Annotated in this window: 15 protein-coding genes; 4 read left to right on the forward strand and 11 right to left on the reverse strand. The window is 40.1% G+C overall.

From position 1 onward, the window contains the following. Positions 1-3: 3 nt before the first annotated feature. The 3 genes from C6Y03_RS18090 to C6Y03_RS18100 all read right to left on the reverse strand — a co-directional run bounded on the left by C6Y03_RS18090 (position 4) and on the right by C6Y03_RS18100 (position 9,229). Entirely contained in the window at positions 4-6,819 is a 6,816-nt protein-coding gene (locus C6Y03_RS18090) for a DNRLRE domain-containing protein (RefSeq protein WP_411266092.1), read from the reverse strand. 334 nt (positions 6,820-7,153) lie between these two features. Then, the gene (gene blaBPU, locus C6Y03_RS18095) at positions 7,154-7,942 is read right to left on the reverse strand and encodes a BPU family class D beta-lactamase (protein ID WP_106039730.1); all 789 of its coding nucleotides are present in this window, start codon (positions 7,940-7,942) and stop codon (positions 7,154-7,156) included. 123 nt (positions 7,943-8,065) lie between these two features. Further along, the gene (locus C6Y03_RS18100; RefSeq protein ID WP_106039723.1) at positions 8,066-9,229 is read right to left on the reverse strand and encodes an acyl-CoA dehydrogenase family protein; all 1,164 of its coding nucleotides are present in this window, start codon (positions 9,227-9,229) and stop codon (positions 8,066-8,068) included. 144 nt (positions 9,230-9,373) lie between these two features. Between C6Y03_RS18100 and C6Y03_RS18105 the strand changes: the two genes are divergently transcribed. Genes C6Y03_RS18105 through C6Y03_RS18120 form a run of 4 tightly spaced genes read left to right on the forward strand, consistent with a single transcriptional unit; the run spans position 9,374 to position 12,416 of the window. Beyond that, entirely contained in the window at positions 9,374-10,138 is a 765-nt protein-coding gene (locus tag C6Y03_RS18105; RefSeq protein ID WP_170938403.1) for an amino acid ABC transporter ATP-binding protein, read from the forward strand. Beyond that, on the forward strand, positions 10,135-10,995 hold the full coding sequence (locus C6Y03_RS18110; RefSeq protein ID WP_095285487.1) for an amino acid ABC transporter substrate-binding protein: 861 nt from the start codon (positions 10,135-10,137) through the stop codon (positions 10,993-10,995). The genes C6Y03_RS18105 and C6Y03_RS18110 overlap by 4 nt, the downstream gene beginning before the upstream one ends. Continuing rightward, positions 10,992-11,690 carry an amino acid ABC transporter permease gene (locus C6Y03_RS18115; protein WP_066030620.1) on the forward strand — a complete coding sequence of 233 codons (699 nt, stop codon included), beginning with the start codon at positions 10,992-10,994 and terminating at the stop codon, positions 11,688-11,690. Before C6Y03_RS18110 ends, C6Y03_RS18115 begins: the two co-directional genes overlap by 4 nt. Before the next feature lie 12 nt (positions 11,691-11,702). After that, positions 11,703-12,416 carry an amino acid ABC transporter permease gene (locus tag C6Y03_RS18120; protein ID WP_106039724.1) on the forward strand — a complete coding sequence of 238 codons (714 nt, stop codon included), beginning with the start codon at positions 11,703-11,705 and terminating at the stop codon, positions 12,414-12,416. A gap of 37 nt (positions 12,417-12,453) precedes the next feature. Here C6Y03_RS18120 and C6Y03_RS18125 read toward each other — a convergent pair whose 3' ends face one another. The 8 genes from C6Y03_RS18125 to fdhA all read right to left on the reverse strand — a co-directional run bounded on the left by C6Y03_RS18125 (position 12,454) and on the right by fdhA (position 21,697). Beyond that, positions 12,454-13,284, reverse strand: coding sequence for a manganese catalase (locus C6Y03_RS18125; protein ID WP_106031267.1), 831 nt, complete (start codon positions 13,282-13,284; stop codon positions 12,454-12,456). Between the two features lie 124 nt (positions 13,285-13,408). After that, a complete protein-coding gene (locus C6Y03_RS18130; RefSeq protein ID WP_034661461.1) occupies positions 13,409-14,449 on the reverse strand; it encodes a 2,3-butanediol dehydrogenase in 1,041 nt (346 codons plus the stop codon). Between the two features lie 70 nt (positions 14,450-14,519). Beyond that, complete coding sequence (locus C6Y03_RS18135) at positions 14,520-15,740, reverse strand: MFS transporter (protein WP_106039725.1); 1,221 nt, start codon at positions 15,738-15,740, stop codon at positions 14,520-14,522. 371 nt (positions 15,741-16,111) lie between these two features. After that, on the reverse strand, positions 16,112-16,861 hold the full coding sequence (locus C6Y03_RS18140; protein ID WP_106039726.1) for an SDR family oxidoreductase: 750 nt from the start codon (positions 16,859-16,861) through the stop codon (positions 16,112-16,114). A gap of 142 nt (positions 16,862-17,003) precedes the next feature. Further along, on the reverse strand, positions 17,004-18,125 hold the full coding sequence (locus C6Y03_RS18145; RefSeq protein WP_106039727.1) for an ABC transporter permease: 1,122 nt from the start codon (positions 18,123-18,125) through the stop codon (positions 17,004-17,006). Continuing rightward, entirely contained in the window at positions 18,118-19,284 is a 1,167-nt protein-coding gene (locus C6Y03_RS18150; protein WP_106039728.1) for an ABC transporter permease, read from the reverse strand. The genes C6Y03_RS18145 and C6Y03_RS18150 overlap by 8 nt, the downstream gene beginning before the upstream one ends. A 19-nt stretch (positions 19,285-19,303) precedes the next feature. After that, the gene (locus C6Y03_RS18155; protein WP_106036907.1) at positions 19,304-20,248 is read right to left on the reverse strand and encodes an ABC transporter ATP-binding protein; all 945 of its coding nucleotides are present in this window, start codon (positions 20,246-20,248) and stop codon (positions 19,304-19,306) included. A 234-nt stretch (positions 20,249-20,482) separates the two neighbouring features. After that, positions 20,483-21,697, reverse strand: coding sequence for a formaldehyde dehydrogenase, glutathione-independent (gene fdhA, locus C6Y03_RS18160; protein WP_106031262.1), 1,215 nt, complete (start codon positions 21,695-21,697; stop codon positions 20,483-20,485). Between the last annotated feature and the right edge of the window lie 447 nt (positions 21,698-22,144).

Genomic DNA, 22,144 nt, shown 5'->3' on the forward strand with positions numbered 1-22,144 from the left:
TCCTTATTTATGTTTTCTTGATTTCGACATGTAATATTTATACTTTTTATTCTTTTTACTAATTGGTCTTATTTTATTTCGAAGCTTTTTCTTTCCACCATGTTTTAGATACAAACGATGCTCTAACCCTCTTGCTTCAGCATAGGATAAACCCTCTTTTTCTGGAGTAAGAGTAGCATCACCATGTTTCTTTTTATGCGCAGCTCTTCTTTTCTTAACATTTTTTGTTCTTCCTACATAAACGACCTTTTTACCTTTTCTTAAAGTATATACAGAATGTGCACCTTTTAATATTCGACTCGCACCTTTAAATATCTTCCCAGGTCCAAAGTTCGAAGCTGCTGCTAAAGCTGCGCCTTTCCAGCCCTTGCCTGATTTATAAGCTTTGTATCCATCATATACCGCAAATCCTGCATTGACAACAAACCATACCCAATGGCCGTCTGGATCGACATTCATGACCGGGTTGTTGTTTCCATAGGTATATCCGTTTTGATCTAGTGCATCTCCATCGCTTCCTGGATCTGGATCTAGTGATAGGAATACTCCGTTTCTCGGTTCATAGTAGCGAGCGATTAAATAGTAAAGTCCTGTTTCTTCGTCGAAGCGGTACCCAGCATAGCGGTATGGGTTTCCTTTTACTTCTTCATCTTCTTTTACCTTTGTTGGAACACCCCATGTATCGTATTCGTACTCAGCAACGATTTTTCCTGCACTATTTGTCATGGCTATGACATCACCGTGTGCATTGTAGTGATAGAAATATTTTTTCCCGTTTTGTGTGAATGCAAGTAGTTGTCCACTCTCACCGTATGTGTATGCTTTTGTGACTTCGTTGTCTCCATCTGTTTCGTATAAAACATTCAGGCTGTCGCCGTCATAAAAGTAATTGGTGACTTTTCCATTCACTGTTTTTTGAATTCTATATCCACGCTCATCATATTTGTAAGTGACAAATGGCTTGTCTTCCCCTTTTTTCGTGATGGCCGTAATGTTATCTTCAGCATCCCATTCATAAAGGAATTGTCCGTCAGACGTTCGGTTGCCATTTTTGTCATATGTCAAAGTCTCATCATTTACCTTTGTCAGTTGGTTCATGATGTTGAATGATGCGTTGATTGTTTTTTTAGTGCCATTTTTTTCTGTCGTGACTGTTTTTCTGTTCCCAAACCCATCATATGTGTACTCAATGACCGTGCCATCTGGATGAGCTTCTTTGATCAATTGATCTAATTTTCCATATTCATAACGAATCTTCCCGTTGCTTCCTTGATCAACCGTTATTCTGTTTCCATTTTGATCATATTCGTAAGCTTCGTTTAAGATTGTCGTGCCTTGGCTTGTTCCAATGTGCAAATCATTGATTAAATTGCGCTCATCATAAGCAAAGCTAGCACCACTGCCGTTACCTGTAATAAAGGACTGGACATTTCCGTTTTCATCATAATCAAACGAATACGTAGAACTCGAATCCTTCATCTGCGTCATTTGATCAAGCTTATTGTAACTGAATTGGTTCGTTCCTTTTTGATTTCCGTGTGTCCACTCAAAGGATTTCAGTTTATCTGAATTGGTTGGATACGTCCAAGTTTGGCTACTGCCACGCTCTGTTAACTTTGTGATGCGGTTTTGTTGGTCAAATGTTCGATTTTTGGTTGTGTTTTGTTCTTTGTTGACAACCGTTGTTTCGTTCCCATTTTTATCATAGCTAAAGTTATATTTTTCTGTTCCATTGTATGACTTTGATTTCACTCGGTCTGTTCCATCATACGTGAGAGACACTTCATGTCCATTAGCAGAAATGGTTTTGATTAAGTTGCTATTCGCATCATATTCACTTTTTAACACATTTCCTAATGGATCAATGGTTTTTGTCAATTTGCCCATCAGGTCGTATTCAAATTGATACGTCTGATCTGACTCTGCACGAATGGTTTTCGACCGTTCATTACCTTCTTTATCGTAAGTTCTCACAATGGATGTCCCGTTAGATAAAGTGATTTTCTTCAGCTGATCGGCCTGGTCATATTCGAATGTTGTTTTTTCGCCTTTCGCGTCGGTTTCAGAAAGTTTTTTGCCTGTTTCGTCGAAGGCAGATTGAGATGAGTAACCAAGTTCATCCTCTTCTTTAACAGCATAGTTGCCTTTCTCGTCGTATGTGGTTTTCGTTAACAGACTACCTTCTACTAGACGGATATCATCAAACCAAACCGTTCCAGTCGCGCTTTTTTGGAAAACAATCTGAACGTCGACTTTTTTCAATGGTTTTGTTTTTGGTATGACAACCGCTGCTCGGTTCCACTCTTGTGTACCGGTTGGGAATTTCGCATTAAACGTTCCTGTTGTGCCATCTGTATACGTAACGGACGCTTGAAGTGAGTAGTCATTTTCATTTGAGGCTTTGACATTTTCAGCCTTAGACATCCCAGTCAATGTGACATACACAGATTGATTATTCGCACTTTGTTCAATCGGTACAGATTGTTTATAGATGACATTCGCTTGAGATGAAGAGGTTCTGGTCATTTTTAACGAAACGTCATCGTTAAAGCCTTCTTCATTATCTAATGAACCACCTGTTCCGCTCCAGCTTGTTGTTTTATCGGTAAAGGAATTATTTTTGACTGGATTATAACTTGATGAAACTTCGCCTTTTTCTAGCTGAATCTCATCGAACCAGGCTTTTCCTTTTCCAGCCTTATCTCGATGATCCACTTCCATATAGATCACAGCTTTGCCTGCATGAGATGGCGTCGTGAACGTGACTTGGCGTTTTGTCCAATCGTTTTTGCCTGATAATGTGCTGTAGCCGTTGCTGATCCATTGAATTCGCTTGTTGTTTGTATCTCTTAAATCGATGTTAAAAAATGCTCTTGCTTTCGTTAGCTCTGTCTTTATTTTTCCACTCAGTGTATACGTCGTATTTGGCTCTAGTACCACTTCTTGAGTAGCAGAAGAATAGCCAAGTTCGGTTCCTTCAGTTGTCGATTGTGAACTGATCTCTAACACTCGACTGCCAGATAACGCACCACTTTTTCCAGCTGTTTGCGCTAATTTCCCGTCATCCTTAGATGAGGTAAGCTTCCAGCCAGTTAGCGTATCTTCAAAACTGCCATTTTTTAATATACTCGCGCCTGCAGCAAGTTCTTTACTCGTTTGTACCAAATTCCCGTACGAGTCATAAATACTTGCTGAAGACATATTTCCACTTTGATCCGTTTCAGATACAGCATCTAATCCATCATAGGCGATATCTGTGATATCTCCTTCTGTATCTTTCACTTTAGTGACATCATTATTTTTGTTATATTCGTAGGTTTCAGTGCCATAAGCATCTTTTGCCTGAATGACGTTGCCATTTTTGTCATACGAATAGCTTTCTGTAGCTTTTCCTTTCTCTACATCATTTGGGTCAGTTTCTTCTACGATTTGATTGCCTTCATATTTCGTTTTAGTGGTGATTTTAAGCCCTTCCGCATCATCTACAACTTGAATTGGATTGGCTGCTTCGTTATACGTATACTGTATTTTTCGCCCGTTTGGCTGCGTTAGCATGAGTGTCTTTTTAGATAAATCATATGCATACTCAAAGGTTTCTTTTTTTGCATTGATTGCCTTGACTAAACGATGATTTTCATATTGATATTCTGTAAAAACAGGCTGATCTTTTGTACTGTTTTGAGAGAATTGTTTAATCAATCTGCCTTCTTTATCGTATTCATATGAGATACTTGTTCCATCTGAATCAATGACTTTCGTTAGTAAACCTGCATCATACTCATATGAAAGCTTTTTCCCTTTTGGTCCTTGAACCGAAATGATATGACCATCTTCATCATAATCCATTGTTATTTTTCGGCCAGATGCATCTTCCATTGAAGTGAGCTGATTGTTTTCGTTATATTTGTATGTCGTTGTATTTTTATGTCCATCTACAACCTTGGTGATCTTCCCACCGTTTTTACTAAAGTGCGCAAAGGTTTGATCCTTCGTTTTTAACATGTATTCATCTTTTGATTCCGTTAATTCAAGGAAAATACCTGTTGGTGGTTGATACGTACCATCTGCTTTTTTTGTAAAAACATGAGTTGTGGCATCTTCATCAAGATAGATGACACCTTCTTTTGTTGGCGTGATACTCGTTTCTACATCTGCGTACCACCCTTGACCAAACAGGTGGTCAGCTGCATCTAAACTATTGTAGGTTCGACCCATTCCAAGTCCTGGTCCTCTTCCATCAATCGACATTTCTTCTTCACTGACAATCACATTCCCAGTTGCACCATTAAGCTGACCGTCTGGTATATCAATAATCGACCAGTAATCCTCTGTTCCAAGGAATTCGGCCCCTTCATGGAATGTCGGGTTAAAGGCTGGTGTCGGAATCGTTTCTCCATTTGCATCGTAGGCGGAAAGGGTAAAGGAGTAGTTCTTGCGTCCTTTATAATTTCCATTTGCATTTTCATATACTGGTGATGGGTCTAGCGCTAATTCTCCACCCTTTCCATCTGTATGAAGCACATATTTCCCACTTTTAACTTCAGTAGGAGTCGGCCAAATATTCTTGTTTTGTGTTGTCCAATGATCGACATCACCCACATCAAATGATTGATATGCCTTACCATTATAGATGTTAATTTTATATCCTTTTGCATTTTTCACTTTGTCCCAATGTAAATTGATATAACCTGTTTGGCTCTCTTTTGTATTGGTATAAGCATAACCAGATAAAGCTTTCGGTCTAGATAAATCAGGTAAAGTTGGTCCAGCTGGCGGTGAAGCAATAGCTTCTCCATCTTTATTATAGGCAATCACTCTGAAGGAATAATGTTTTTGAGCCGCATCTCCTCCAGCATTTTTGTAAGTCGCACCAGGATGAATTGGAAGCTCTGCCCCTTTTTCATCTTGGAGGTGCAATGCATATTTACCTGCTTTGATCTCAGCAGCTGTCGGCCATACTTTTTTCCCTTTTGTTGACCATGAAGTTTGATTCCCAAGATCCAACGTCTCATAGCTTTTCCCATTAAACATTTGTATTTTATAACCGGTCGCACCGGAAACTGAATTCCAAGAAAGATCAAAGTAACCTGTTGCATTATTATTATTGAATCCTTTTGTACTAGGTGCTTTCGCTCTAGCCACATTCGGCATGACAGGTTTTACTTTTGCTGACATTGCGCCTTCACCTTGGTCAAAAATCGCACTTACAGCTACCCAATAATTTTTACTTGTTGCATAATTGCCACCTGAGTTTTTGTAAACTGGGGAAGGATCAACTGCTAATTCAGTTCCACCTTTTCCGTCTAAATGAAGTTTATATTTTTTAGCTGCAATCTCGCTTGCTGTTGGCCATATATTCTTTCCTTTTGTACTCCATGATGCCACATTTCCAACTGAAATGGCTTCATACTCTTTTCCGTTGTATAACCACACTTTGTAGCCTTTTGCACCAGCTACCTTTTTCCAACTTAAATTGAAGTAGCCTGTACCATTTCCATTACTAAAACCTTTTACAGTTGGTGCATTTGCTTGTGGAATGGTATACGTTACTTCAATGACTGGTTTATTGGTAGAGTTTGTTGATGAGATTATTTTTTTCCAATGGTCTTGCCCATTTCCATTTGCATGTAATTTAAAGCCATAGTTAGCTGTTCCGCTATTCCAAGCTTTGATGGTTGAAGTCACATCATAGCTCGCCCATTGTCCTTTATATACATTGGCTTTGCCGATGTTTTTGGAGCTTGGTTTATTGTTCCACGTTAGTTTTGTATGATCATAGTTGGCATTCACTGTATCCAGCCAAAGACCAGTAGCCTTCGTCCCGTAATATGAATGAGCAACATATGTTTTGAGCGTCGCTTTCGTTACATTCATATTTTGAATCGGTTTGAATGAGTTAAACTTCATGAACGCATAGTTTGTACCAGTTGTTTTATCGTAATAACCTGTTTTGAGTACATAACTTTTAAGTTTAGCGTCCCATTTTTGCGTAGAGGATGAATAATTTGTTGTTGGGTACTTACTCATGATAAATGTGTCTGCTGATACAGATAAAGAAGTCGAAGGATCGATAGACACAGGATAAACTCGTTCAGGATCTTTGAGCCATTTTTCATCTGCTGTCACATGAAGTAAATAGCCATCGTCTTCTTTTTCTAATTTAAAGCTCACATCTTCTGAGCGAGCCACTTCACCTGACTTTTCATCTAAATTAGAATCAGTCATAAACGGTTTCGGGACTTGAAAAATGGTCCGTTTTTTCTGATCGTAAAATGTAATAGAACCGTCTTCCTCAATTTCCCCAGTTAGATCTGTCTTTATTTTAAATGTAAATGAATTGTAGCCATCATATTGATTGAGTACAATATCTTCCTTGATGTTTTCATTAAAGGTGAATGATTGTAAATCTATATTTGGAAATACCTCTTCATATGTAAGCTCGTTGGTGTTCTCTTTAAATTGTGCAGAGGTATCTTTGGAATTGATTTCTGATTTGTTTTTCCCTGAAGCTTTTAAAATTGAAAATTCAATTTGATGCTTCTTGTGTTCAAATGTCGCATATAGTCCTTGTTTCATTTGCTTTTGAAAAGTAGTTTCTAATTTCGCATTTTCTGTTTCTATTTCTTTTTTCGAGATCGTCTTTAATTCTGGAGAGATGTCCTCCCACTCAGCATCTGGGGCCTCTTTTATATGAATTGGATCAGGATATACCTCTTGTGTAAATACACCCTCTCCTTCATAAAAAAGCTTGCTGTTTTCTGTTCTTTCTGAAAGAACTTCTCCGTCTTTTCCAATTTCTTCTTCGTCAATGCCTGCCATTTCAAGGGCTTTTGAATCATCTAATTCTTCTAAGCGGTTATGACTTGATTTTGTATTTTCGTCATGTTCTTCTGCAAAAATATCAGAAGGAAACATTGATAAAAGCATCACAAAGGCTAATAGTGCTGCGATATTCCTTTTCCATTTTACTTTCCTTTTTAGATTCATATTAATCTCCTTATCATATATTTGTAACATTTGTAACATTACGCCATATATAATAATATATTTGAAATGATACTTCAATATATTTCTATAAATATATCATCCTTTCAAACTAACCCATATATCATCAACTTATCAATATATCCCCTTTTTCATATAAAAAAGCACCCTAAACGGATGCTTCAATCAAATGATATTTTTTCAAAATGCGATAGGTGATTTCTTTTGCTTCTATTCCGGTGCCTTCGATATTTGTGGCGAAGATGTAGGTTTTGTTTTCATGTTTGATGAAGCCTACGTACCAGCCAATGCCTGAGCCGGAGCCTGTTTTTCCGTATAGGGTGGTGTGTTTCTCTTCTTCTTGTACCATCATTCGTTTGACCGTTCTCATGGTGTTTAGGTCAAATGGGAGAGTTTCTTCATATAGCTGTTTGAGGAAACGAACTTGTTCAACTGGAGAAATTCGCAACGTACTGCTTAACCAAAATTGATCGATTCCGCCAGATATGTCTTCGTTCCCATAATGAATGTCTTTCACCCAACGACTCATGCGTTCTTCCCCGATGTCATGCGCCATGGCTTGATAGTACCAGACGACTGAATCTCTCATGCCAGATCCTAGTGTATGATCCCTATTCCAGCGGTCAATCTCTCTTTTCACTCCGTCCCAATATTTGATGTCATATTCATCTCTCACTGCGCCTGTTTGGAGTCCGATTAAGGCATTTGCTACCTTAAATGTCGATTGAGGTGCAAAGCGCTCTTTCGCTCTTTTTTTGTTATACACCCAGGGCGACTTTTCTTTTACTTCTTGAATCACAAATGTGCCTTCTCGGTCTTTCAAGAATTCATCTACTGACCATGCTAGTGATGCTCCTTCAGTTGATGAAGGCTGGCTTATACAAAGTGCCATCAGCATCATGCCAGTAAACAGCCATTTTATATACTTTTTCTTCAAAACAATCGCTCCTTTTCCCATGATTCCATTGATTGTAGCATGTTGAGCGATGAGATATAAGGTACGCTTGTCCTCTTTTCTTTCAAACAAAAAAAGCCGGTTCATCCGGCTTTTTGCTGTATATTAGCTTTCTTTTTTCTCTTCAATGGCTTGCTTCGCGATTTTTGAAATCGTCATATCGTCCATTGGCGGGTTATGGAGCCCGGCACGAATATCTCGATAGTAACGCTGCAGTGGACAGTCAAGGCTTAAGCTTTTTGCACCGACTAAACGCATGGCTTTATCAACAACTTGCAGACTGTGATTGACGACTGTATGTTTCACAGCGCCGAATTCATTGGTTAACAGCTCTCTTTTCTCCGGCTTTTCATACAATGTGGTCGTTGAGTAGATGACGTGGCGTGCTTGCTTTAATAGTAAGTCAATTTCACCAATAAGTGTTTGGACATTTGGCAGATCACTAATCGTTCCGCTGATACTGTTCGGTGAATGGGTGATGGCATACTGAACAGCATAGTCTCTTGCCGCTTGCGCAATCCCTAAATAGCAGGAAGGAATGTGTGCAATCCAAGGATTTAGCGTACCACCCCGCGGCCCTTTTTGCACTTCAACAAGCATGTCATCTGAGACCTTAACCTGATCTAAGATTAAATCATGGCTTTCTGTTCCTCTCATGCCCACAACATTCCACGTTTCTTCTATTGAAACACCTTCTGTCTCACGATGAATTAAGAAGAAGCCCATCGCCTCTTTTTCTTCGATCCATACGCCGACTAAAAAGTATGTAAGCGCTGGTGACATCGTTGTGAAAATTTTACGTCCATTGATGATCCACTCATTACCTGATCTAGTGGCTGTTGTCCCAGGCTTGCCCCCTCTTGTTGGACTGCCTGTCTGCGCCTCGCTCACGGCACGGTTGACAAGGGCGCCCTTCTGCACTTCTTCCGCGAAGAATTGCAGCTGCTTCTCATTCCATTGTTTCTTATCGTAGATTTCGCCTACAACCCCTTGGTGCCAGCCGATCGATAAGGCAGTCGCTCCGTCCATGCTGCCAAGCGTTTCTTGAAACAGAACCATATCCGTGACAGATTGACCTCCGCCCCCGTATTCAGCAGGGAGAGACAACGTCGTATAGCCCATCTCTACTAATGATTTAATATTTTTTTCAGGAAAATAAGCGCCTTCATCATGTTCTTTTGCCGTTTGTTCGATCGTTTCACGAAGAGATTCTAGTTGATTGAGCCATGTTTTTTGAAAATCGGTATCGACAAATAATGCTTTAGACAAAACGTATCCAACTCCTCTGTTTCTCACAATCTATGATATCTCATTTTTCCAATAGGGATTAATAAAACACACTTTACTTATAGGATTTAATGTGTTAAATTTTATCAATATTAAGTACATATGTCAAAGGAACGTGATGCTTTTATGATCTCAGCTACTAATCTACATAAATCCTATGGGCAGACCCATGTGTTAAAAGGCATTGATTTCACCGTACAGGAAGGTGAAGTGGTCGCCATTATTGGACCGAGCGGATCAGGAAAAACCACCCTTCTCCGCAGCTTAAACAGCCTTGATATTCCAGACAAAGGAGAGCTGACAGTTGGTGAAGCCACGATTCAATTTGAACGATATCAAAAAAAAGATCTTCTAAAACTCAGGCAGCAATCTTCCATGGTGTTTCAGCATTATCACTTGTTTCAAAATAAACGAGCACTTGAAAATATTACAGAAGGATTGATTGTGTCTCAAAACATGTCTAAGAAAGAAGCAGAAAAGGTCGGAGAGCAATTTTTAACGCGGATTGGACTGCTTCATAAAAAAGATGCATTTCCGAGTGAATTATCTGGCGGTCAGCAGCAGCGAATTGGCATAGCCCGCGCTCTTGCGATGAACCCTTCGGTGCTTTTGTTTGATGAACCTACGTCGGCACTGGACCCAGAGATGGTAGGAGAAATTCTTGAAATGATCAAAGATATTGCGAGCCAAGGAATGACGATGGTCATTGTGACACATGAAATTTCTTTTGCAAAGGACGTGGCGGATACGGTGATCTTTATGGCAGATGGCGAAATTGTTGAAAAAGGCTCACCAGAAGACGTCCTGTTGAAACCACAGCATGAACGAACGAAACAATTTTTATCAAGGATTCATCGCGGAATGTGGCAAGGATCGGAGAAAGACAAATGAAGCAAAAGACAGCATTCATGATGTCCGGTGTCCTTCTGTTTCTCCTTTCTCTGATTGGCTGCAGCAGTGTGAAAACCACGACAGATGACGGCAGACAAATTGTGAAAGTCGCACTGAGTGCAGAGGTCAATCCACCCTTTTTAGCAACAAATGACCGAAACGAACCGATTGGCTATAACATTGATTATTTAAATGAAGTGGAAAAGAGGCTTCCCCACGTACATTTTGATTACATTTTTGGCGAAGAAGAATCCAATTTAATCGGTGTAGGCGCAGGGAAGTTTGAAATGGCGGCTAATTGGTTTTTTAGTAACCCTGAACGTGAAAAGCGGTTCCTTTACCCTAAGGTCCCGTATGGCTATTCGATGACAGGTTTAATTGTGAATGAATCAGACAAGGAGATTCGATCGCTTGATGATATGACATCTAAAAAACTGGCTCCTGTCAGTCCTAGCGGAGGCTTGCGTTCGATATTAAATCAATATAATAAAGAGCATGATCCGGATATTCCACTGACGACCATTGAAAGTCCTTCAAATGAACTCAACTTAAAACGTGTTGAAAGCGGACGGTCCGATGCAGCATTTATGAACATTTCAACCTTTGATACCATTCAAAAGCATTTGAACCTAAAGGTCAAAGTTGGCGGCATTGTGTCAAAGGAGCCTATCTATCTTGTCTTACAGCCAAGCGAGAAGCAGCTTGCAGCAGATTTGGACCGGATCACACAAGAAATGATTGATGATGGAACACTGCCTCAGCTTGCGAAAAAGTGGTTTGGTGTTGATTTCTTTCAAAATATTGATGACATCTCAGAGCAAGGGGATCAAAATGAAGAAAGGAAGGAAGCGTCATGACGTTTACAGCTGGAGATTGGCTGCGCATCTTTTTACAGGTGCTTGAACGCCTGCCACTCACTTTTCTCATTATTACGGTGTCATTGTTTTTTGCTATCATCATCGGGTTGCTATTTGCTTTCATTCGTATCAAGCAAATCCCAGTGCTGAAGCAATTGGCTGTTATCTATTTATCTTTTACACGAAGTACGCCTTTAATTGTTCAGTTGTTTTTGATTTATTTTGGACTGCCTCAGCTTTTACTTGTCGCAGGGATGCAAATCAATCATTGGGATCGTGTGTTATTTGTGATGATGACGTTTTCTTTACATACTGGCGCTTATTTATCTGAAGTCTTTCGCAGTGCGTATTCATCTGTTGGGAAGGACCAGCTGGAGGCCGCCTACATTGTTGGGATGACAGATACACAGGCCTTGATCAGGATTATTATCCCGCAGGCCTTTCTCATTGCACTGCCAAACCTCGGAAATTACACCATTGATCTCGTGAAAGACACAGCGATTGCCTTTACAATCGGACTTATTGATATCATGGGACAGGTGAAGATCATTTTAGGAAATAACTACGGGATCGGCATGTTTGAAGTGTACGCGATCATTGCGATTGTGTATTGGCTCATTTGCATGAGCATTGAACTGATCACCATGCTGCTTGAAAGGAAATTTGTAAAAGGCCGCACCAGCCTGTCACGTTAAGGAGGCGATTTGATGCAAACCATTGATATTCAATTTGCGATTGACCAAGTACCTCATATTCTAAAAGGCGTTCCTTTTACTTTATTGATTGCACTCGTTTCCATGGCTGTGAGCCTTTTGATCGGATCTGTTTTTGCTTTCATTCGTCTCTTTCGCATTTCTGTACTCAGGCAGCTTGTGACACTCTATGTCTCCTTTTTTAGAGGAACGCCTATTATTGTTCAGCTGTTCGCTTTCTTTTATGGGCTCCCTTTTGTTCTAACCAAAGTGAGCGGTACATTCGGGCTGACCTTTCATCCAGATATGGTCTCCCCATTAGCTGTTGCCCTCATTACCTTCAGCCTCCATTCAGCCGCCCATTTAACAGAGGTGGTTCGGAGTGCACTCCTTGCGGTAGACAAAGGGCAGCTTGAAGCGGCAAAAATTGTGGGTATGACGACGCGCCAGGCGATGATGCGCATTATTTTGCCGCAGGCCTTTGTGGTCGCCTTACCGAACCTAGGCAATCAGCTCATTCAGCTATTAAAAGCCACCTCTCTTTCGTTTACGATTGGAGTACTTGAAATCATGGGGATTTCCCGAATCATTGCGAATGACGGCTATCAGTTTTTAGAAACGTACCTCGTCTCTGCTTTGATCTATTGGCTGCTGAGCATTTTCTTTGAACTCGCTTTTGCCTTGTTAGAGAAACGTGTCAGCGTGTACGGAAGATCTCTTGGACGTTAAAAAAGCCGATCAGGCTCAAATACCTGACCGGCTTTTTTTATTCGCCTTTTTTCGGTGTGTTAAACAGTTCCTTTGGTGCGGGTTTTAGTTTTGGTGCGGAACCGAACACGACTGGTGCAGAAATATATCTGAATTCCCCTTTTCCATCCATGCTTCGGCCATATGCCCATCTGCCTTCCTTGCTTGCTTCTCCTCTTGAGAAGTTAAACAGATCATAGGATACTTGCTGTTTTTCTAGTGAGCGCGGGAAGGTGGTTGGTACGACGACGTCCCCTTCTCGTTCTTCTAATTCTTTAATGGCCGCAAGCCACATATTTTGATGATATGTATCACGAGCAATAAGAAAAGAAAGCATATCCTTCACGCCGCGATCATCGGTCATTTCGTAGAGCCTTGTAACCTGAAGCCTCCCTTGTGATTCTGCATTTAAGTTGGCCCTAAAATCAGCCATTAAATTTCCACTTGCAATGATATACTTGGCATTCCACGGATACCCTTGACTATCTGCTGCCATAGCTCCTAAACCGGCAACAATTGCATGCTGAGGATTCATTCCACCCATGACAGCTGCAAGCGCTGGATCACTTTGATACGCCTGTTCTTGTTCTTTAACCGGTGCTTTATCTAGTAAACGCGCGATCATCGTCGCCAGCATTTCGACATGACCAATTTCCTCTGTCCCTATGTCAAACAATAAATCTCTGTATTTTTGATCTGCCCGGCAATTAAAGCCTTGAAATAAATATTGCATCATGACACTAATTTCTCCATATTGTCCGCCTAATACTTCTTGTAGCTTTTTCGCGTAAAGCGGATCAGGCTTGGAGGGCTTTGCTTCATATTGCAGTTCTTTGATGTGATAAAACATGATGTCATCTCCCTTATCAAAACATCTTTTCACTTATCACTATTCAACCACATGCCTCTTTATGAAAATGAGTAGAATATGTGCACAAAAAAAGAGAATGGCCTCTGCCATTCCCTTTGTCATCCTACTCAGCACTAACTAAAATTTTCACTTGATCTTTTTCATTGATTAATGCATGGAAACCATCTTCGATCACATCGTCCAGCTTGATTTTTTTCGTGACGAGCGTATCTGCAGAGAAATAGCCTTTTCTCATTAAGTTTAATACAGATGGGAATACGTCTCTGTAGCCGATAATTCCTTTGACTGTACGTTCTTTAATGACAATGTCATTTGGCAGAATTTCTGCGCCTTTTTCCCAAATGCTCACAATGACTGTTTCACCTGAAATTCTTGTTGATTGGATTGCTTGCTTCAATACAACAGGTACACCTGTCACTTCAAAAGAAACATCGACGCCACCGTTTGTACGGCTTGCGATTTCTTGAACAACATCTTCATATTGAGAAGGATCAACAATGATCGCTCCAAGCTCTTTAGCTTTTTCTTGGCGTTCTTTAGATAATTCTACTGCGTAAATATCAGTAGCACCAGCTGCTTTTAATGCTTCAATGACAAGTAAGCCAATTGGTCCGCAGCCAAACACAGCCGCTGTATCCCCAGCTTGTACTTTACTAGAACGAACCGCATATAAAGCAACTGCAGAAGGCTCTACAAGCGCACCTTGCTCATATGAGATTTCGTCTGGTAATAAATGAAGTAATTCTTCATCGACAGATACATATTCAGAGAATCCACCGCCGCCTCCGGCAAGTCCTAAAAAGCCCATGTTTTCATCTAAGTTGTAAGCACCTTGGTGTCCGTGAGTCGCAAAAATAGGCTCAACAACCACTCGGTCGCCTACTTTGTAATTGCTCACGCCTTCTCCTACTTCAACAACCTCACCAGAGAACTCGTGTCCCAGCGTAACGGGTGCTTTTTCTTTTGTAAGTGGATGAGGTTCATTCACTGGAATGAAAATCGGTCCTCCTAAATATTCATGTAAATCACTACCACAAATGCCGCACCATTTTACTTTTAGTTTCACTTTTCCTGGAGCAACTGTTGGTTCGTCAATTTCCTCTAGTCGAATGTCCTTTTGATCGTGCCAGCGTAGTGCTTTCATGTGTAAGACTCCTTTTCTCATCAATTTGATTAACTTACTTAAATAATCATAACATAATTTTTTTAATTTTCTAAGTAGGATGCACTATTTTTTTGACATTCAATGGACGAAAGATGACAAAACATAGCAATAAACAGACAAGAAGCATACATACACACCCGATGACAACGGAGGTTCGGATTGATAAAACATGTGCAAGTCCACCAGAGACCCCTGTCATCATTATCGTCAGAATGGCTTCAACCAAAGCATAAAAACTGGCTACCCTCCCCATGACCTCTACCGGGATATTCGTTTGATAGAAAGTCATAAAACCTGAGTTCGCAAATGCTAAAAAGAATGCTAGTATAAAAAAACCAACAGCGGCTACAAACAATGTGCTGGAAAAAGCATAAATGAGATAGCCACATGCAACAAACAAACTGCCAATCCCAAGCATGATCGAAACAGGCAGCCTCTCCACAATCACCGAATTGAGACCTGCGCCTGTGATGATGCCTGCCCCAGCTATACTGACAAGAAGACCATATTCTGTATCAGTCAGCAGCAGCACTTCTTTTGCAAAGGCTGTTTCAAGAGAGTCAATGGCAGTAGGAAGCACCGTGATGGCGGCACTAAACAATAAATACACCGCCATAATCTGGCGTGATGTCAAACTAAACCGAAGAACAAGCTTCGCATCCTCTTTTAACATTGAAAGGGAAAAGCCATTTTGGCCAGCATCTTGTTTTAGCAAATTCGGTAAACACATCGTTAACAGAGCAGATATCAACAAGCAGATCGCATTTATATAAATTGAAAAAACAGGTGTACCGATTAAAAAAAGCAGACCTGCTGCTGCGGGTCCAAGTAAAAATCCACCCGATTGTAATAATGAGCGAATGGCATTAAACCGTTTTCGATTATCCGCCGGGATCAATCCTGTCATATATACCATCGAAGCTGGATGAAACATCGCTTGTGCCATTTGAATGAGAAACACCATCACATACAGGATCAGCAGATGTCCTGAAAATAACGCAAAGGGTACACATGCGATCAGGATAGCCCGGGTGATATCTAAGCTGATCATCACATTCCGCTGATTCAGCCTGTCAACCAAACTGCCAGACCAGCTGTTTGTCAAAAGAGCTGCAGCCGGTCTCAGCATATAGACGGCTGTTACAGCCAGCACAGAGCCCGTTTCTTGAAAAATGAGCAGATGGAGAGCAATCATATAAATCCATTCTCCTATGTTCGCAATTCCGATGGCTCCAAGCAGCAAACTCATATCCCGCCAATGTTTTTTCATAGCTGTTCCCCCTATTTGTCATAAAAAAATCCCGCCCCCAAGACATTTCTGTCTTGAGGACGGGATTTACTCCGCGTTGCCACCTCAGTTTATTCATCTGTTGCCAGATGAACCTTAGCAGGTCATCATGAACCCATCTCTGTAACGGGAGAATGTCGCTGCACCACCATCCGAAGGAATCCGGTGCAGAGCTAAGAGGCTTGGTTCCATCATGCTTCCCAGCTCCTTCTCAGCTTAACGGAGTTCTCTGTGCGGGACAGCTATGATGTACTCTTCTCTATTTGCGCTGTGTCTTTATTTCATCACGATCTTCAGCTGAATTGTTACATATTGTACTGCGCCTCGATCAAAGCGTCAATGTTTTTTTCAAGTTAATCAGCATAGATCATCTTTCTGGTCATGCCACCATCAACGACTAAATCTGTACCCGTCACAAATTGATTGTCTTCATCTGTTAAATAAAAGCAAGCCTTCACAATATCCTTTGGCGCCCCGACTCGATTGGAAAGATGCTGCTTGTGGTCGACCTCTCGAAGATTCTCCTCATCCTTCGTTTCAATCCATCCAGGGGAAATGCTATTCACCGTGATGTGATCCGGGCTAAAAGAAGCAGCCAAGGCATGAGTCAGTGCTGATATTCCGCCTTTTGATGCAGCATATGCTTCCGTATGAGGCTCTGACATGGTCGCGCGGGTGGATGAAATGTTCACAATAGAACCGCCTTTTGGATTCTCTTTTATATAACGTGCTGCTTCTCTTGCACATAGAAAAGTCCCTCTTAGGTTCGTATGTAACACACGATCCCACTCATCGACCGTTAATTCATAAGGCGATACTGTGCACATGACACCAGCATTATTGATGAGGATATCAATCGTTTTGCAGCGCTCCGCTGCAAACGACATTAAGTGTTGAATATCCTTCTCTTGTGTCACGTCCGTTTTTTTAAAATAAGCTTCTAACGATTCTTTTTTCAGCTCTTCCTCCAAACGCTTGCCCTTCTCTTCATCTATATCTGCAAGCACCACACGCGCTCCTCCTTTTGCATAGCCCCAGGCGATCGATTCACCAATTCCATTGGCTGCGCCTGTGATGACGACGGTTTTATTGTGAAAGTTCATCGTTTATTCAACCCTTTCTACATCAGATGTTGTCGTCTATCATACCATTTTGAGAAGTACGCATGAATAAAAAACCCCTCTATCGCAATTGAGAGCAATAGAGGGGTTTTTTAAACTAATAGAATGAAATGAAGAAAAGTAATTAATAGGATCGGATATTTTTCAAACCAATCACCATAAAAACAATCGTAAAAGCAGCTAAAACTGTTATGTCTAATAATAAGATTGAGTGATTGACAGTACCGCTCATGATCTCGCCAAAACCAGACATCATCCATGTTTGCGGTATAGCCAAAGAGATCTTCTTCATAATGTCTGGAACGATATCTAATGGCCAATAAATACCACCCAGCATGCATGATCCTACAATGATAATTGCACTAAATACTTCAGCTTGCTTTTTTGTATGAGATAAGATTGCAATCATAAAACCTAAACTCACAACAAGCCCTATAACAAATGATCCAAACACTAGAATAAGAATCAGGTTGCCTAAGTACACATGAAAGAACACAGATAAGACGGTCAAAAGAACACCCAGTTGTATCCATCCAAGGAGGAAATAAGCCATTAAATAGCCAAGCAGCACATATATTTTATGGATAGGACTCGAAAGCAATCTTTGCCATGTATAATCTTTATATTCCAAATGAATAGACGACACCGAGCTTGAGATCGCAAACATCATAAACATGATCGTAAAACCAAGTGGTATTAAATTTGGTTGTTGACTTGCTTGACTATCTAGATTGTCTTCATCCAATGAAATGGTGCCAGATTCGTTTAATTCTTTCAGTGCATTGATAAGAGAAACGCTATTCTGCTCTTTCACACCTTGATTGATCTGATAAATGATGGCCGACGTCTCTTTTAAATAGGGAGCTAAGACCGCATATTCCTCTGTTTTCTTATAAACCGTCACATCAAAAATTTCTTTATTTTCTTTTAAATGGGATTTTAATTGATTCGTGACTGTAATAGACGCAACTGCCTTTTCATCGGATAATAATTCTTTTGCTTCACTTTTAGTCGCCTTTACCCAAAGAAATTTGGTGTTCTTTTCGAGAATCCGAAAAATTTCTTGATTCAGATTATCTTGACTAGGCTCTTGAATAAAAGCAACTGTAGGTTTCTTTTTATCAGATGCCGTACTTCCAAAAATAAAACTAAATACGATTGGCATAACAAATAAAAAAATAAGGGTCAAAGGGGACTTTAATGTTTCTTTTAGCTTTAAAGTAATAATGGCTGATATTTTATGCATAACGATGCTTCCTTTCAAAAGACATTCTGATTAAAGCAATGATGAAGAAAGCTAGTCCCATCCCGCAGCTTAATATAAAGCCGCTTTGAATTTCACTAAAATCAGCACCTGACATACTTTTCAAAAACATTTGGAGCGCAAGGGAATTAGGCAAGATATAGCTGATGTTGATCAACCATTGTGGAAATAAGTATAAGGGAACCATACTTCCACCTAAAGCAGCTAACACTTGAGTTCCTAAAATCCCAACACTGTTAAACGTTTTTTCTCTTTTGATAAAAGAACCAATCAGCACCCCGAAGCCCGCAGCATTAACTATAAAACTGCATCCTATCATGAAAACAGTAAAAGGCTCTCCCCAGTTCACCTTAAAGACAAAACTAGTAAATAAAATAATGATCGCAAGTTGAATCATACTCATCAAAAGAATACCCAATAACTTCCCAACGATGTAACTAGTATTGCTTAATTTTGATACAAGTAACCTTTTATAAACATCTTCCTCTTTTTCCTCTATCATACTGCCAACTAAGAAAACAACAGTCATTAATAAAAAAAGTACACCCATCCCGCCTGCGTAGTATTGGAAGGATGTAATCGGCTGGCTGTTGATATGAATATTCCTCTCGTTCACCAGTTCTTTTTTCAGTTGATCAGACACGATCTCCACTTCTTTACCTTGATTCAACGGTACCAGAATACGATTCATATGATAATTTTGAAAGAATTGCAAAACCACATTTTCTAGAACCATTTCTTGTAAGTTTGAATTAGGTCCTTTCAAGATATTCAATTGCACATGGTCATGATTCAATAAGCTTTTTTCAAAATCCGGCATGATGATTATACCCATTGTAATGTCTCTACTATTTAAATCTCTCTCTAGCTGATTTTTCGAGGTGACCTTCACATCAAATATGTCACTGAGTTCACTCTTAGACAATGTTGAAAGAAACATTTTACTTGTAGCGGACTTATCTTGATCTGTTATTCCTACTCGAAATGAATTGATCCTGATTTCACTATCTTTCTTCATGTTATCTCCAAATGCTGCACCTAATATAGCAATTAATATGATAGGCATAAAAAAAAGTGTAAAAAAGCTTTTTTTATCCCTAAAAAACAATAATAGATCTTTCAGTACAACCCAAATGCTCATATGCTCACCTCTAAACAGTCTAATCTCTCAAATTTTTACTAGTTAAATACAAAAAGACATTTTCTAAATTTGGTTCTACAATTTCTGCTGAGATAATTTGAATATTTAATGCGGTCACACCTTGAATGAGATGACTTAATAACTGCTGAGGGTGTTGATCAAATATTTTCATTTGATTTCCTTGAACCACGATTTCCTTTAAAGGGTCGACTTCATGTATGAATTGACGCACCCGGTCTATATCATTTTGTCCATGTTCACATTTTATGGTCAAAACAATTTCTCTTTGATTTCCGACAAGCTCACTTAATTCATGCTGATCCCCTAAAGCGATGATAGACCCATGATCCATAATGGCCATTCTTTCACATAAAAATTCGACTTCTTCCATGTAATGACTAGTATATATAATGGTCATTCCTTCTCCATTTAATGTCTTAACTGTTTCTAATATATGATTTCTAGATTGGGGATCTATGCCTACAGTAGGCTCATCCATGATTAATAGTTTCGGTTGATGCAATATCGCGCAACCGATATTCACTCTTCTTTTCATTCCTCCAGAGAATACTTTCACTTGATCATTCGCTCTATCTTCAAGACCAATTAGCTCAAGTGTTTCTTGTACTCTGCTTTTTAACTCTTTTCCTTTGAGTCCGTACATTCTCCCCCAAAATATTAAATTTTCTTTTGCTGTCAAATGTAAATATAAAGCGATCTCTTGCGGAACAATTCCTATCATTTCCTGCGCTTTTTTTGTTTCTTTTTTTAAATCTATACCTTCAATCATTATGGTGCCGCTTGTGGCATGGATCAGCCCTGACAAGATGCCAATCAATGTTGATTTCCCTGCACCATTCGGACCTAATAATCCAAATGATTCTCCTTTTTTTAAGTGAAAGTTTATCCCTTTTAATACCTGTTTATCTTCATAATTTTTCTTGATGTCGTGTACGTTTAGCAATCAATACCTCTCCCCTATTTTCTTCTTATTGAAGCCTGTATTTTACCTCTTCCTAGTCATTTAATATCAAATAAATTATCTGGTATGGTCTTCAACTATAGAATAATTTTTCCAATTTATATATTTTAACATGAGATGCATTACAGGAGAATAGTACAGGTCATTTTAAAATAGAACATAAAAAAACTTACAGGAATCCTCCTGTAAGTTTTTTCGATTAATTTCATTGAATCATTATTTAGAAATCATCCCATGCGGGTCAATCACAAATTTCTTCGCCACACCCGAATCAAAGTCGCTGTATCCTTGAGGAGCTTGATCAAGGTTAATGACGGTCGCATTTACCGCTTTGGCGATTTGTGCTCTTCCGCTTAAAATGGATTTCATTAGACTGCGGTGATATTGCATGACAGGGGTTTGACCTGTCACAAAGGTATGGGCTTTTGCCCAGCCAAGTCCAATTCGCACTTTCAGAGAACCAACTTTTGCATCAGCATCCACGGCACCTGGGTCTTCTGTGACGTAAAGCCCTGGGATTCCGAGCTTACCGCCAACTTTGGTAATATCCATAATTGTATTTAGAACGGTTGCAGGTGCTTCTCCTTGATCTCCATGACCTGAAGCTTCAAAGCCGACACAATCGACGGCACAGTCAACTTCTGGCTCTCCTAAGATATTCGTGATTTGTTCGCCGATTCGATCATGTTTTCGTAAATTGATCGTCTCACAGCCAAAGCTTCTGGCCTGCTCCAGCCTTTGTTCATTCAAATCACCGACAATTACCGCAGAGGCGCCAAGGAGCTGAGCGGAATGTGCTGCGGCAAGACCTACTGGCCCGGCACCAGCAATATATACAGTCGAACCAGGCTTTACTCCAGCCGTATAAGCACCGTGAAAACCTGTCGGGAAAATATCGGAAAGCATCGTCAGATCAAGTATTTTCTCCATCGCTTGATCTTTGTCTGGAAATTTGAGCAGCTGAAAATCTGCATATGGGACCATGACGTACTCGGATTGGCCGCCAACCCATCCGCCCATATCGACGTATCCATAGGCAGAGCCTGGACGGTCCGGGTTTACATTTAAGCACACATGAGTTTTTTGTTCCTTGCACATGACGCAGCGTCCACAAGCAATATTAAATGGAACGGACACAAGGTCTCCTTTTTGAATAAACTCCACATCTCGTCCAACCTCAACGACTTCACCTGTAATTTCATGACCAAGGACTAGTCCTGCAGGCGCAGTGGTACGCCCTCTCACCATGTGCTGGTCACTTCCGCAAATATTCGTCGTCACTACTTTTAAAATGACGCCATGCTCACATTTGCGCCCCACATTGGCTTTCGGTACACCCGGGCCATCTCTTAAAATCAAATCAGGGTATCCAATATCCTCAACTGCTACATTTCCTGCTCCTTTATAAACGACACCTTTGTTTCCCGACATGTTTTCATTCCTCCCTTTTTGTTTAAAAATGAAGTCTCTACAATTTTCTCTATTTATGAAGCAATTCCCTGCTTCAAATGGCACAATGGATGAAAAAAAAAGCGAAGAATGTCTATCACGGAGAGAAAAATGTATCTTCCAGTCAAATAAAAAAGAAAATATTGAAAAAAAAGCTAAACTTTTGAAGAACGGTGTCGATATAAGAAATAAGCCAGACAGGTATCCTTAATCGACAAACAAATTCCTTATATATACTATCATTCCTTACACACCTGGCTGGCGCCTACATAACATTGAAAAGACTCTTCTGATGAAGAGTCTCAGGCTGTCGAGAAAATCTCGACAGCTTTATTTTTTCCTTAAACTTTCCATCTCCTCATTTTATAATAGAGAAAAACCCACTTAAGGAAGGTGTTTTTCTCATGTTCCACACTAGAAATTCTTCTC

This window comes from Bacillus sp. LNXM65, from assembly GCF_002998575.1.
Lineage (GTDB): Bacteria > Bacillota > Bacilli > Bacillales > Bacillaceae > Bacillus.